Below are 13,717 nucleotides of genomic sequence, written 5' to 3' on the forward strand. Positions count from 1 at the left end.
CTGTTCCTGGACCGGCCGCGGCGGCGAAGTGTCGTGCTGCCGACCTCGCTGGCAGCGCCCGTCTCGTGGCGACTGGATCCGGGCACGCACGCCGAGGTGATCCGGCTGGCCTACAGCTTCGGCTACGGGGGGCCCGGCCAGCACGAACCCATCCGTTCCGCCAGGCATCCGGCCGGGCCGGCTGCTGCCGGGAACAGAGCGATCAACGCGTTCGGCCCTCGACATGCGTAGGGTCTTCGACGCCGCAGGCCTGCGGGTCTTCGACGACGTGCTGCTGGAAGCCGAGTTCCAGGCGCTGCGGAGATGGGCCGAACAGCTCACCTACCGTGGAGTGCACCACGGTCAGTGGCGCACGGTATGGCGACTGGGCGAGGGCGAGCCGCTGAGGGGACCGACCTGGTTGGCGTCTGCCGGATCAGCTCGCTCCCAGGAAGTTCCACCGGACCTGCCGCCGGCGCTCGAGCCACTCGCCGCCTTGCTGCGCCGGCTACTGCTCGACGGGCGGCAGGACGCGGCCCGGGTGAGCATGACTCCCTGGATCTACCCGCAGGGCACGGCGCTGGGGTTGCACCGCGACGACGGCCAGTTCGACGGCTCCTACATCTTCTACTCGGTTGCGGAGTGGGACGTGCACTGGGGAGGCCTACTGCATTGCGTCGCCGACCCACCCGACGCCGCCGTTCCCGCGCGCGGAATCCTCGACATCACCGAGGAGCGTGACTCCGTCGGATCGGTCGGTCCAGGCCTCTGGGTCTCACCCGCCCGCAACCGTCTCGTGACGCTGGCGCCACACCTGCGCCACTTCATCTCCAGGGTCGATCCCAATGCGGGAGACCGTCCGCGCACGTCGATCGGCGGGTTCATCCACCGCTCGTCCAGGACCTAGTCGCATCGCTCGACCAGGACATAGCTGGCATGCGCTCGACGCCGGCATCGCGACCGGGAAATCTCCGCCGGAATAACGGACGCCGGCGAGCGGGTGGTCCGCTCGCCGGCGCCGAAGCTGAGAATCGGCCTACCTGGCCGATCCGGTCCTACTTGGTGAGCAGGCAGCCGGTCTTGTTCAGGTCGATCGCGTTGGTCGAGGTCAGGCAGGTGTTGAACCAGTAGGTCTCCTGGCCGTAGTTCTGGCCCTGGGTGTAAGTGAGGCTGCCGTCGGCGTTGACCTCGCACGGGTTGTCCAGCGTGCAGGCCTGGCCCTGCTCGTTGAGGGTGTTGTTGATGCCGACGATCTGCAGGCTGGAGTTGTCGATGATCGGCGAGCCGGACGTGCCGCCAATGGTCTGGCAGGTGGAGCTCGGGTACAGGTAGCGGATCGAGTCGTGCCAGGTCCACTGGTCCTCACGCAGCGTGCTGACGAAGCCGTTGATGGCGCAGGAGTAGGTGGTCTTCCAGTAGCTGGACGGGATCGAGATCGCGTGCCCGTCGACCGGGTGGGTCGAGGAGATGGTGAGCGCGTTGAGGCCGGTCGTGCTCCTGATCTGGGCGAAGGTCTTGTTCAGCCGGTACAGCGTGACGTCGGTGCCGGTCATGGTCGCGTAGAGCACCAGGTCGGCCTTGACGGTGGCCACGGCCGTGCCGCTGGCGTTGAGCAGCTTGCCGGTGCGGGAGCTGGCCCGGTTGACCAGCACCTGGCCCGCCGCGAGGAAGCCGCCCTCGTAGCAGTGCCCGTTGGTGAGCATCATCGCCCGGTCGGTGTCCAGGGACGACGGGTAGCGGGCCAGGCTGCCCGAACAGTTGCTCAGCGCGATGGTCGAAGCCAGGCCCACGGCCTGCACCTGAACCTGCGGAACGGCCCGGCTGGAGCTGGCGGTAGCAGCTGAGGAGTCAGCGGGGGCCGGCGCCGCAGCGGCGGCCGAAACGGTCAATACGGTGGCCGCGATCGCGGTGGCGCCGGCGATCAGCAGCCGGAACGGGCGCCGACCGGCGCTAAGGGAAAAGGTCATGAGACAGCTCCGAAGTGGAAAGTGGTGGGTGCAGTCAGCTAACCAGGGCATAACGCCTTCGGTCAAGAGAGTGTGTGGTCGCGCCTCTCGCACTGCCTGACCTCTCCCTCGGCCGGTTTGCGCCGGCAAACCTCAGCACCCTTGCGCTCAGGAGTAGCGCCAAGGTAACTAGCGGGGTGCGGCCCCTGCCGTCGCTTGGGTCGGCAGGCCCGCCCCGGCCCACTCCTGGATGCCGCCGGGGTAGGTGCGGACGTCGAGGTAGCCGAGCTTGTCGAGGCGTCGGGCGACGGCCTTGCTGTTGCCGCAGGCGGGGTTGGAACAGTAGGTGACGATGGTTGCGGCGAGGTCGGGCAGCAGGCTTGCGGCGCGGGTGTCGACGTCGCTTTCGACGAGGTTGATGGCGTCGGGCAGGTGCTGCTGGTCGTAGTAGCTCTGTGGGAGGGCGTCGACGACGGTGACGGTGCCTGCCGCGAGCAGGGCCTGAAGTTCGGTGCGGGTAATGGCGATTGTCATGGTCTGTTCCTTCGGTGTCGAGTGGGTCGGTGAAAGGTCGGTCAGAAGCGCTTGCCGGCCTCGCGGGCGTCGGCATGGGCGCGCCGCCGGTCGCTGTCGGCGTCCGCGGTGGCGAGGTTCGGGCGGAACTCGATGGTGGTGATGTCCTCGATTCCCGTCCAGCGCAGCCAGCTGTTCAGGTACGGCGCCTGGAAGTCGTCGCCGAACGACGGCGGACGGTGGGCTCCGTAGACGGCGCTGGTGTAGATGACGGCGGCCTTCCTGCCGGTGAGCAGTCCGGTGTAGCCGTTCTCGGGGTCGAAGGTGAAGACCATGCCGGGCTGGCTCACGACGTCGATGAACTGCTTGAGGATGTACGGGATGCCGTGGTTCCACATCGGCACGGTGAGCAGGTACTCATCCGCTGCCGCGAGGCGCTCGAACGTGGTCTTCGCTGCCTGCCAGGCAGCGGCCTGCTCACCGGTCGGGGTCTGCCCGGCGAACACGGCCATCTTCGCGCCGGCGGCAGCCGGTCCGAACTGCGGCAGCGTGCCGTCCCACAGGTCGAAGGTGTCGATCACGACGTCGGGGCGGACGTCGCGGACCGCGTCGAGGAAGTGCTCGGCGATAGCGAGTGACTCCGAGGCCGAGCCCCGGGGTGAAGCGGAGACGTGCAGTAGCCGTGTCATGTGATCCTCCAGGTTATGTGCGTGTGCACACATCTTACAACTAGGTGCGCGTGCACGCAAGTAGCTGTAGGCTGCGGCCCATGGATCAAGATCGGAAGCACCTGTCCACGAGCGCCTGGGGCGCGTTACTGCAGGTCCATGCGGCGGTGGTGCCGGTGCTGGACCAGAAGCTCATGGCCGAGGCCGGCATGCCGCTGCGCTTCTACGACGTGCTCCTGGAGTTGGCTGCGACTCCGGAGCGCAAGCTGCGGATGTCTGATCTGGCGGACCGGGTGGTCCTGAGCCGGACGCGTGTCAGCCGGCTGGTGGAGGAAATGACGACGGCCGGACTGCTCGTTCGTGAGCAGAACCCGCAGGACGGGAGGTCGGCGTACGCAGCGCTGACCGACCTCGGGCTACGGCGCTACCGCCAGGCCGCGCCGACGTACCTCGCTGGGATCGAAGAGCACTTCGCCCAGCACCTGGCGGACCAGGAGCTGAAGGCCCTTGCGGCCGCTCTCCAACGTGTCCTGTCGGTGCCACCGACAGGCGCCACCACTCAACCGTAGTAGCACAAGGAATGTGAGCCGCCTTAGGGAATCGAACCCTAGACCTTCTCATTACGAGTGAGACGCTCTGCCGACTGAGCTAAGGCGGCGCACGGCGAACCGCGACCGTCGAAGTCTAACCGGTGCGGCGGCGGCACCGGCAACCAGGCACCTGCCGATCAGCCCCGGCCCGCCCGGCCGCGGGGCACCTGACCCACAGGATCCGCACAGGGACAGCACAGCCGCCCGCTAGTCGCCAGCCGCATCCTTCTCAGGTGACTACCACCAGCGCCACCCGCCCATCGTCCCTGCTGCGTAGCGACGGCACCCCGGTCCGGGTGCTGGTCGTCGACGACGAGCCGAACCTCGCCGACCTGCTCACCATGGCCCTGCGCTACGAGGGCTGGGACATCCGGGCCGCCCACGACGGCCTGGCCGCGATCCGCGCCGCGCGGGAGTTCAAGCCCGACGCGGTGGTGCTCGACGTCATGCTGCCCGACCTCAACGGCCTGGAGGTGCTGCGCCGGCTGCGCGATGACTCCCCCAACCTCCCGGTGCTGTTCCTGACCGCCAAGGACGCCGTGGAGGACCGGATCGCGGGGCTCACCGCCGGCGGCGACGACTACGTCACCAAGCCGTTCAGCCTGGAAGAGGTGGTCGCGCGGGTGCGTGGCCTGATGCGCCGCACCTCGATCGCAGCCGCCCACAGCGGCTCGGTGCTCAGCGTCGGCGACCTCACCCTCGACGAGGAGAGCCACGAGGTCAGCCGGGCCGGTGAGGAGATCGCGTTGACCGCCACCGAGTTCGAGCTGCTGCGCTACCTGATGCGCAATCCGCGCCGGGTGCTGTCCAAGGCCCAGATCCTGGACCGGGTGTGGAACTACGACTTCGGCGGTCAGGCCAACGTGGTCGAGATCTACATCTCCTACCTGCGCAAGAAGATCGACGCCGGCCGCGAGCCGATGATCCACACCCTGCGCGGCGTCGGCTACGTGCTGCGCCCCGCGGGCTGAGGTGGACGCGAGCGGGCGTGGCGGCCGGCGGGTGCGGCCGCTGCGCGACTGGACGTTGCGGACCCGCCTGATCGCCAGCTTCCTGGGGCTGCTGATCCTGTTGTGCGCCGGAATCGGGTTCTTCACCGAGGTGGCGTTGAGCCGGTCGCTGACCGGCCAGCTCGACAAGCAACTGGCGACCGCCGGCGGGATGACGGCGCGCGACTCCGGACATCAACGGTTCGAGCCGGGCTCGCCGCAGAACGACCCGGGACGGTTCCTGCTGCCGCCGGGCAACCCGATCGGCAGCATCGGTGCGGTCATCGAGGACGGCACGGTGGCGGCCTCGGCGCTGCAGGACGCCAGCAACGCCCGGCCGGCGCTGAGCGCAGCGGTGCAACAGCGGCTGCTGAGCCTGCGCGCCGACGGCCAGCCCCGCTCGGTACAGCTGCCCGGCCTGGGCGACTACCGGATCATCGCCCGGGCCATGCCGGACGGTGACGTGCTGGTGTCCGGCTTCTCGCTCAAGGAGGTGTCGAGCACCCTGGCCGACCTGACCCTGGCGATCACCGCGCTGGCGTTGCTCGGGCTGATCATCGCCGGCCTGGTCGGCACCGTGATCGTGCGGCTGGCGTTGCGGCCGCTGCAGCGGGTCACCGCCACCGCCAGCCGGGTCGCCGAGCTGCCGCTGGACGAGGGCGAGGTCGCCTTGGCCGAGCGGGTTCCGGGCCCGAACCCGCACACCGAGGTGGGCCAGGTCGGCGTCGCGCTGAACCGGATGCTGGAAAACGTCAGCGAGGCGCTGAACGCCCGGCACCGCAGCGAGACCCGGGTGCGGCAGTTCGTCGCCGACGCCAGCCACGAACTGCGCACCCCGCTGGCCTCGATCCGCGGTTACGCCGAGCTGACCCGGCGCAGCCGGGACGTCGCGCCGCCTGACATCGCGCACGCCATGAGCCGGGTCGAGTCCGAGGCGGGCCGGATGACCGCGCTGGTCGACGACCTGCTGCTGCTGGCCCGCCTCGATGCCGGCCGGCCGCTGGAATCGGCCGAGGTCGACCTGACCCGGCTGGCGGTGGATGCGACAAGTGACGCCCACGCCGCCGGGCCAGGGCACCGCTGGCAGCTCGACGTCCCCGACGAGCCGGTGCTGGTGCTGGGTGACGCTCCCCGGCTGCACCAGGTGGTGACGAACCTGCTGGCCAACGCCCGAGCCCATACCCCGCCCGGCACGACGGTCCGGATCTCGCTTGGAAAGCAAGCCAACTACGCGGTGCTCTGCGTCCGTGACGACGGTCCCGGCATCTCCGCCGGGTTGATGCCCGACGTCTTCGAGCGGTTCTCCCGTGGCGAGCAGTCACGCTCGCGCGCCGCTGGCAGCACCGGACTGGGGCTGGCGATCGTGGCGGCGGTGGTGGCCGCGCACCACGGCCGCATCATGGTGGAGAGCCGGCCCGGTGACACGGTGTTCACCGTCGAGCTGCCGATCCATGGTTATCGTCAAGTTGCCTCACAGACTCAGGCAAGCTTTGCCGGCAACGCTGTGTGACATGAGCGCACATACCCTTCTGGCACCAGGCCACACCTCTTCCGAGCAGCCGTTCCAGCGCGCCCGGCCCAACCGGGTACCGGCCGTTCTTCGAGGCCGCCTCGCCGATCCCGCCTGGGTCCGGCCGTCCGTGCTGGCACTGCTGCTGGCTACCGCGTTGCTGTACCTGTGGGGCCTGGGAGCCTCCGGTTACGCGAACTCGTTCTACTCGGCGGCGGCCCAGGCCGGCTCGGCCAGCTGGAAGGCGATGTTCTTCGGATCATCCGACGCCGCCAACTCGATCACCGTCGACAAGCCACCGGCCGCGTTGTGGATCATGGCCCTGTCGGTGCGGGTCTTCGGCCTCAGTTCGTGGAGCGTGCTGGTGCCGCAGGCGCTCGAGGGGGTCGCCGCGGTGGGCCTGCTGTACCTGACGGTGCGCCGCACCTCGGGCCCGGCAGCCGGCCTGATCGCCGGCGCGGTACTGGCCAGCACTCCGGTGGCGGCGCTGATGTTCCGGTTCAACAACCCTGACTCGCTGCTCACGCTGCTGATGGTGGCCGGCGCGTATTGCCTTATCCGGGCGCTGGAAACGGCCTCCATGCGATGGCTGGCGCTGGTCGGCGTGCTGACCGGTTTCGGCTTCCTGACCAAGATGTTGCAAGCCCTGCTGGTGGTTCCGGCCTTCGCGCTGGTCTACCTGCTGGCCGCGCCCAATCCGGTGCGCAACCGGATCGGGCAGTTGCTGGCCGCCGGTGCCGCCCTGGTGGTCTCGGCCGGCTGGTGGATCGCGATCGTCTCGCTGATCCCGGCCGCGGACCGGCCCTACATCGGCGGCTCGCAGCACAACTCGATCCTCGAGCTCACCCTGGGCTACAACGGCGTCGGCCGGCTGACCGGCAACGAGACCGGCAGCGTGGGCGGCGGTGGCGGTAACGGTGGCCAATGGGGTGCCACCGGCGCGACCCGGCTGTTCGGCACCGACATGGGCACCCAGATCTCGTGGCTGCTGCCCTCGTCGCTGCTGTTGCTCGTCGCCGGACTGTGGTTCACCCGCAAGGCCGCCCGCACCGACCGTACCCGGGCGGCGTTGCTGCTCTGGGGCGGCTGGCTGCTGGTCACCGGCTTGGTCTTCAGCTACGCCCAGGGGATCATCCACGCGTACTACACGGTGGCGCTGGCGCCTGCGATCGGCGGCGTTCTCGCAGTGGCGACCACCCTGCTGTGGCGGCACCGTGACCGGCTGGCGGCCACCGGCCTCCTCGCGGCCAGCATCCTGGTCGCCGCGGCCTGGGAGTTCCACCTGCTCGACCGGACGCCGAGCTGGCTGCCCTGGCTGCGCCACGCGATCCTGATGGCCGGCGCCGCCAGCGCCGTGCTGCTCGTGGTGATGTCCCGGCTGGCCCGCCGGGCCGGGCTGGTCGTGGCAGCTGTCGCGCTGACCGCCGCGCTGGCCGGCCCCACCGCCTACGCCGTGTCGACCGCACGGACGCCGCACACCGGCTCCATCCCCAGCGCGGGCCCCGCGAGCGCCGGCGGCTTCGGTGGCCCCGGTGGGCGGTTCAACGGCCAGCGGCCGGGCGGCTTCGCCCCGCCTCCTGCCGGCCAGCTTCCCGGTGGCCTGCCGCCCGGTGGCCTGCCGCCCGGTGGCTTCCCGGCCGGTGGCTTCCCGCCCGGCCAGGTTCCCGGCGGCGCCACCGGTGCCCGGACCGGCGGCGCGGGCGGCCTGCTCAACGCCAGCACCCCGTCCGCGGCGGTGGTCGACGCGCTGCAGGCCAACTCCTCCCGGTACGCCTGGGTCGCGGCGGCCGTGGGTTCCAACAGCGCGGCCGGATTCCAGCTGGCAACCGAGAAGCCGGTGATGGTGATCGGTGGTTTCAACGGCAGCGACCCGTCCCCGACCCTCGATGAGTTCAAGGCGCTGGTGGCCGACGGCAAGATCCACTACTTCATCGGTGGCGGCCTCGGCGGTGGTCGCGGCCCCGGCGGCTCCCAGACCGGCGGCAGCAACGCCTCCTCCCAGATCAGCAGCTGGGTGCAGAGCACCTTCACCGCGACCACCGTCGGCGGCGTCACCCTGTACGACCTGACGCAGCCAGCCGGCTGAAGCCTGAACGCCCGGCACTCGGCCGGGGCACGGCCCGGACTCACGGATCACCCTCCTTGCGTGGGTCCGGGCCGGTCGCGTCATATCTGCGCACCAGACAGAGAGCAACGCTCTCAGCCGTCACGGGGGCGCCCTTGTCCGCCAGCCGACCGCAGGTGCACTATGTGCGGCACGGCGTGGCGTACGGCGTAGGGAGCGAGAATGTCTGACGCAGCGGGGGAAACACCCCAACCGGCCACCGAGCCGACCGCCCCGGCGGTCGACCCGGATTGGTTCGACCAGATCTCATTCAACCCGAGAAAGGGCCTGAACAGCGTGCTCCCGATGGAGCTGCCCGACGCACTGCCAGACAGCCAGGCAGCCGATGCCGCGGCAGCGAGGGCTGATCATGGCTGACGACACCGCCCCCGTCATCTACACCGACTACGTCAAGCTGCTGCTCGATGCGGAGGCCACCCGGCGTACCGCGCTGGAGAACAAGGGCGGCACGGTCATCAGCACGTCGGGTTCGCTGGTCACCCTGCTCTTCGGCCTCGTCGCGGTGATCACCAGCGCCGACAGCTTCACGCTGCCCGGCGCCGCACACGGCTGGCTGGTCGCGGCGATCGCGCTGTTCATCGCCGCCTCCGTGATCGCAATCCTGGTCAGCGTTCCGCTGCCCTACGGGGAGACCACCATCACCGTCGACCAGCTGATCAGCTGGTGGAACCAACCGTCCGAGCAGGCGCGGGCGGCCATCTCGGGAGCGCGCCTCAAGGCGCTGGCGGCCGCCCGCCGGATGAATGCGATCAAGGCGCGGATCCTGCTTGTCGGCATCTGCTGCGAGTTGCTGGCCGTGGTCATGCTCGGCATCGCGGTCTTTCACATCCTGGACCGGTAAGCGCCTATCCCGGATGACCGCAGTGCGGTGCCGAGCTGTTCCCAGCAACGCCACAGCATTGCCACAAGGTGGTGCCAGTCCGCCGGCCCAAAGTTGAGGCATGACACGGCTGGCAGAGCTCGATACCCCTGATTCACAGCCGAAATCGGATCGGCTGACTCTCGACGTCACCATTCCGGTGTTCAACGAGGAAGTGGATCTGGCACCCTGCGTGCGGCGGCTGCACGATCATCTGGAGCGGCGCTTTCCCTACCAGTTCCAGATCACCATCGCCGACAACGCCAGCACCGATTCGACGCCGCTGGTCGCAGCCAGGTTGAGCCGTGAGCTGCCCGGCGTCCGGCACGTCCGGCTGGAGCAGAAGGGCCGTGGCCGCGCGCTCAGCGCCGTCTGGCTCGCCTCCGAGGCCGACGTGCTGGCCTACATGGACGTGGACCTCTCCACCGACCTGAACGCCCTGCTGCCGCTGGTGGCCCCGCTGATCTCCGGGCACTCCGACGTGGCCATCGGGTCCCGGCTGTCGCGGCACAGCAGGGTGGTGCGCGGCACCAAGCGCGAGCTGATCTCCCGGTGCTACAACCTGATCCTGCGGGGCACCCTGCTCACCCGGTTCTCCGACGCCCAGTGCGGGTTCAAGGCGGTGCGGGCCGAGGTCGCGCGAAAGCTGCTGCCGCTGGTGCAGGACACCGGCTGGTTCTTCGACACCGAACTGCTGGTGCTGGCCGAACGATCCGGCCTGCGGATCCATGAGGTGCCGGTGGACTGGGTGGACGACCCGGACTCCCGGGTGGACATCATCAGCACCGCGGTGGCCGACCTGCGCGGGGTGGCCCGGCTCGGCCGGGCGCTGGCCACCGGAGCGCTGCCGCTGGCCGAGATTCGCCTCCAGTTCGGCCGGCAGCCGCTGGTGACTCCAGGCGCGCCCGGTGTCGCGCCGGGACTGCTGCGCCAGCTGGTTCGGTTCGGCGCCGTCGGGGTGATCAGCACGCTGGCCTACCTGCTGCTGTTCTGGTTCGGTCTCGGCCCGCTCGGCTCGCAGCTGGCCAACCTGGTCGCGCTGCTTCTGACGGCGCTGGCCAACACCGCGGTGAACCGCCGATTCACCTTCGGCATCACGGGGCAGGCCCATGCAGGCCGGCATCAGGCGCAAGGTCTGGCGGTGTTCGGGCTCGGCCTGGCGCTGACCAGCGGCGCGCTGGGGCTGCTGCACGCGATCAACCCGATGCCGCACCCGGGGCTGGAGCTGACCGTGCTGGTGCTGGCCAACCTGGCCGCGACGGTGCTGCGGTTCGTCCTGCTACGGGGCTGGGTGTTCAAGGGGGACGCCCGCTCCCACGCTGCGTGAGCGGACGGTCGGAGGGCCGCCAGTCGGTCGGACTCAGTCAGGTACTCGGACCGTTGCGCGCTCACTGTGGGAAGCCTCGTCGAGCGCGAGCATGATGCTAGTTTGCACCGCGTGACCAACTTCGGCTCGGGCGAGTACTGGGTGCCGGTGATCAGAACGGACTACAAGGACGATGCCGCGTGGGCGCGGATCCGCGAGGACATAGTCAAGCCCAGCGAAGAAGGGTTCGAGGCCAACGTCGACTTCGTCGAGGACCCTGCACTCGATGACATCTCCGACATCGGCAGCGTGCTGCCGCCCAGCTTTCAAGGATCGTTCGTCTTCGTTGTGGATCAGGTGACCATGACCGACCCACGTCGACCGATCCTGGTCCTGGACGTGCGGGGAACGCGAGGCGATCCGTTCCGCTGCACTCCTCGGGGCGTCCAAGCGGTATCGAACAATCTCTCGCTCTACAACATGGGGTGGCACGAGTTCGCCCAGGTCGCTGATCAGGACGGTGGGGTCTTCGACCACTTCTGATCTGGGTCGATCGGCATGTCCGCTACCGGAGACCGACTGCTATCGCTGCATGTCCGGTGCTGCGAGTGGTCCTACGGGGCTGGCAGTTCGGTGGCGAGGCCGGGAATGGTGTCGCCGCCGACGATGGTTCCGGCCGAGACGACGCCGTCCGTACTAACTGTGCCTGAGACGACCCCGTCCGAACTGACTGTGCCTGAGACGACGCTGTCCGAACTGACTGTGCCCGAGACGACGCTGTCCGACACGGCGCTCGCCGAGACGATGGCGTCAGCGACGGTGTCCCCGACGACGAGGCTGGCACTGGCAATGCCGTCCAACGCGGGGCTGGCTGCCACGACGTTGCTCGAGGCGGCGCTGCTCGACTCGACGGCGCCGGACACGAGGGGTGAGGCGGCCTCGGGCGGCACGCCGTCGGTGACAGTGGCAGCGACCACGCTGCCTGACGGGCTGGCCTGCGCCGAGCCGACGGTGCCGTCGCCGTAGAACTGGTCGTGGGCCTTGCGCGAGGAGCACACCGAGGCCAAGGCACAGGTGGTCCGGCGGCCGTCGGCGTTCATCCGCAGCACCACCGAGTCGGTCGGCACCGAGTGCCCCACGACGGTGGCCTCCTCGCCGTCCGGGGTGGACACGCACGACCCGATCGCCGGGGCCTGGTCGGCGAAGTCCTGGTACAGCGGATGCTCGAACTTCAGGCAGCACATCAGCCGGCCGCACGCTCCGGAGATCCGCAACGGGTTGAGCGGCAGGTCCTGGTCCTTGGCCATCCGCACCGACACCGGCTCGAAGTCGACCAGGAAGGTGGAGCAGCACAGGTCCCGCCCGCACGATCCGATGCCGCCGATCACCCGGGCCTCGTCGCGCGAGGACAGCTGGCGTAGCTCGACCCGGCCCTTCAGGGTGGCACCGAGGTCACGCACCAGCGACCGGAAGTCGACCCGGTGCGGGGCGGAGAAGTAGATCACCGTGCGGTTGTCGGCGAGCACGTGATCGACCCCGACGATCTTCATCGGCAAGCCGTGTGCCCGGATCAGCCGCCTGGCCGCCACCCGCGCCTCGGCCCGCTTCTTGCGTCCGCTAGCCAGCGCGGTGATGTGTTCGGGACCCGCGAGGCCAACCAGTTCCGGCAGGCCGCCGATGTCCTGCGGGCTCCACTGCGGCGCCCACATCACCTGCGCCACCTCGGGGCCCTCGGTGGTCGGGTACAGGACGTAGTCACCGACCGCCGGCGTCAGCGCGCCAGGATCGGCGTAGTACAGCCGACCTCGATCGGTAAAGGTCACCGCGCAGATCAGCCCCATCAGCTAAGCGTAAGCCCTGGCGGTACCCATCGAAGATGGCAGGGCAATCGGAGAGTCGCAACCCGGTCCAAAACCGTGCAGCTGGGTCAGGGCAGCCGAAGCGCCGCGGTCAACGCCTCGACGGCGATCTTCGGCTTGACGTTGAGCTCGATCGCCTCCCGGCAGGCCAGCACCTGCTCCAGCCGGACCAGCGCTCCTGCCTGGTCTATCGACCGGGCGACCACCGACACGTCGGAGGCAACCTCTGGATGCGCGGCCAGCACCGGTGAGCCGGCCTGCACCAGCAGCACGTCCCGGTAGAAGCTGGCGAGGTCCACCAGCGCGCGATCCAGCGAGTCGCGTTGCAGCCGGGTCGCCCGGGACTTCTGCCGCTTCTCCAGATCCTTCAACGCCCCGGCACTGCCGCGGGCGGCTGCCGCCGCACCCTTGCCGGTGCCGCCGGCGCCCAGCGCGAGCTTGAGTTCGTCGGACTCGGAGACGTCGAGGTCGCGCGTCAGGGCCCGGGCCTCGGCCTCGGCCGCCTGCACCAGGTGATCGGCGGCCTCGAAGCAGGCGTTGAGCGAGGTCAGCTGGGCAGGGATCGCGAGCACCTCCGCACGTCGCTGCCGCGCCTCGCCGTCGCGGGCCAGCCGGCGAGCCCGGCCGACATGGCCCTGTGACGCCTGGGCGGCCCAGCCGGCGGCGGCCGCATCGATGCCGTCGGCAACCAGCACCTCGGCGATGGCGTCGGCCGGCGGGATCCGCAGGCCGACCACCCGGCACCGGGACCGGATGGTGACGATCACGTCGTCAGGGTGGGTCGAGGGCGCGCAGAGCAGGAAGACGGTGCGCTCCGGCGGCTCCTCGATCGCCTTCAGCAAGGCATTGGCCGCGCCTTCGGTGAGCCGGTCGGCGTCTTCGATGATCACCACCTGCCAGCGGCCCATCGACGGCCGGCGGGCCGACATGGCAACCACCGCGCGCATCTCGCTGACGCCGATCGAGAGCCCCTCCGGCACCACCGAGCGGACGTCGGGATGCGCGCCGGCCTGCACCGAGTGGCAGGCCGGGCAGTCGCCGCAGCCGGGTGCGGTGCGCTCACCGTGGCCGTCCCGGGTCGCCAGCAACTGCTCGGCCCGGTCGCACTGCAACGCGGCGGCCAGCGCCCGGGCAGCCACCGAGCGCCCCGAGCCGGCCGGGCCGGTGAACAGCCAGGCATGGGTCACCGCTCCGGTCGGCACCGGGCGTCCGGCGACCACGTCGGCGGCAGCCCGGGCCGCTCGGGTCAGCTCGGTCACCGCACTGCGCTGGCCGATCAGCGCGTCGAACACACTCACTTCGGAGCCTCCGCCACGTCGTGGGACCCGCGCTCCAGCGGCGCCGGCCCCTCCCCCGCCGTCTCGGGCCGGCGG

The 13,717-nt window shown here is 69.9% G+C and carries 14 protein-coding genes, 1 tRNA gene and 1 pseudogene; 10 read left to right on the plus strand and 6 right to left on the minus strand.

Annotated features, from left to right (window positions below; genetic code table 11):
• The coding region (locus tag VF542_RS03420; RefSeq protein WP_408650302.1) for a hypothetical protein at positions 1-231 on the plus strand (231 nt) is incomplete at its 5' end.
• Positions 224-886 carry a hypothetical protein gene (locus VF542_RS03425; RefSeq protein ID WP_408650303.1) on the plus strand — a complete coding sequence of 221 codons (663 nt, stop codon included), beginning with the start codon at positions 224-226 and terminating at the stop codon, positions 884-886. The genes VF542_RS03420 and VF542_RS03425, both read left to right, overlap by 8 nt.
• 148 nt (positions 887-1,034) lie before the next feature.
• On the opposite strand, the gene VF542_RS03430 is transcribed toward VF542_RS03425, so the two are convergent.
• From VF542_RS03430 to VF542_RS03440, 3 genes are all read right to left on the minus strand, one after another.
• Positions 1,035-1,946: a S1 family peptidase gene (locus VF542_RS03430; RefSeq protein WP_408650304.1), complete on the minus strand. Its 912-nt coding sequence runs from the start codon at positions 1,944-1,946 to the stop codon at positions 1,035-1,037.
• 168 nt (positions 1,947-2,114) lie between these two features.
• Positions 2,115-2,459, minus strand: a complete 345-nt coding sequence (locus tag VF542_RS03435; RefSeq protein WP_408650305.1) for a rhodanese-like domain-containing protein — start codon at positions 2,457-2,459, stop codon at positions 2,115-2,117.
• Positions 2,460-2,500: 41 nt separating this feature from the next.
• The gene (locus VF542_RS03440; RefSeq protein WP_408650306.1) at positions 2,501-3,127 is read right to left on the minus strand and encodes an FMN-dependent NADH-azoreductase; all 627 of its coding nucleotides are present in this window, start codon (positions 3,125-3,127) and stop codon (positions 2,501-2,503) included.
• Between the two features lie 80 nt (positions 3,128-3,207).
• On the opposite strand from VF542_RS03440, the gene VF542_RS03445 reads away from it, so the two are divergent.
• A complete protein-coding gene (locus VF542_RS03445) occupies positions 3,208-3,675 on the plus strand; it encodes a MarR family winged helix-turn-helix transcriptional regulator (protein ID WP_408650307.1) in 468 nt (155 codons plus the stop codon).
• A gap of 16 nt (positions 3,676-3,691) precedes the next feature.
• On the opposite strand, the gene VF542_RS03450 is transcribed toward VF542_RS03445, so the two are convergent.
• Positions 3,692-3,764 (minus strand) — tRNA-Thr (locus VF542_RS03450).
• Between the two features lie 165 nt (positions 3,765-3,929).
• Here VF542_RS03450 and VF542_RS03455 point away from each other — a divergent pair.
• The 7 genes from VF542_RS03455 (at position 3,930) to VF542_RS03485 (ending at position 11,028) form a co-directional block, all read left to right on the plus strand.
• On the plus strand, positions 3,930-4,667 hold the full coding sequence (locus tag VF542_RS03455) for a response regulator transcription factor (RefSeq protein WP_408650308.1): 738 nt from the start codon (positions 3,930-3,932) through the stop codon (positions 4,665-4,667).
• A 1-nt stretch (position 4,668) separates the two neighbouring features.
• Positions 4,669-6,195, plus strand: a complete 1,527-nt coding sequence (locus tag VF542_RS03460) for a sensor histidine kinase (protein ID WP_408650309.1) — start codon at positions 4,669-4,671, stop codon at positions 6,193-6,195.
• Position 6,196: 1 nt separating this feature from the next.
• On the plus strand, positions 6,197-8,281 hold the full coding sequence (locus VF542_RS03465; RefSeq protein ID WP_408650310.1) for an ArnT family glycosyltransferase: 2,085 nt from the start codon (positions 6,197-6,199) through the stop codon (positions 8,279-8,281).
• 201 nt (positions 8,282-8,482) lie between these two features.
• The gene (locus tag VF542_RS03470) at positions 8,483-8,677 is read left to right on the plus strand and encodes a hypothetical protein (RefSeq protein WP_408650311.1); all 195 of its coding nucleotides are present in this window, start codon (positions 8,483-8,485) and stop codon (positions 8,675-8,677) included.
• Positions 8,670-9,161 (plus strand): hypothetical protein, encoded by a 492-nt coding sequence (locus tag VF542_RS03475; protein WP_408650312.1) that lies wholly within the window; start codon positions 8,670-8,672, stop codon positions 9,159-9,161. The genes VF542_RS03470 and VF542_RS03475 overlap by 8 nt, the downstream gene beginning before the upstream one ends.
• A gap of 100 nt (positions 9,162-9,261) precedes the next feature.
• Positions 9,262-10,506, plus strand: a complete 1,245-nt coding sequence (locus VF542_RS03480; protein ID WP_408650313.1) for a glycosyltransferase — start codon at positions 9,262-9,264, stop codon at positions 10,504-10,506.
• Positions 10,507-10,617: 111 nt separating this feature from the next.
• The gene (locus VF542_RS03485) at positions 10,618-11,028 is read left to right on the plus strand and encodes a DUF6924 domain-containing protein (RefSeq protein ID WP_408650314.1); all 411 of its coding nucleotides are present in this window, start codon (positions 10,618-10,620) and stop codon (positions 11,026-11,028) included.
• 479 nt (positions 11,029-11,507) lie between these two features.
• Here VF542_RS03485 and VF542_RS03490 read toward each other — a convergent pair.
• Together VF542_RS03490 and VF542_RS03495 are read right to left on the minus strand one after the other, a co-directional pair.
• Positions 11,508-12,326 (minus strand): annotated as a pseudogene (locus tag VF542_RS03490) (PSP1 domain-containing protein); the annotation flags it as partial.
• 86 nt (positions 12,327-12,412) lie between these two features.
• Entirely contained in the window at positions 12,413-13,642 is a 1,230-nt protein-coding gene (locus VF542_RS03495; RefSeq protein WP_408650315.1) for a DNA polymerase III subunit delta', read from the minus strand.
• Positions 13,643-13,717 lie beyond the last annotated feature (75 nt).

Origin of the sequence: Jatrophihabitans sp. (assembly GCF_036389215.1) — a bacterium.
Taxonomy (GTDB): domain Bacteria; phylum Actinomycetota; class Actinomycetes; order Mycobacteriales; family Jatrophihabitantaceae; genus Jatrophihabitans_A.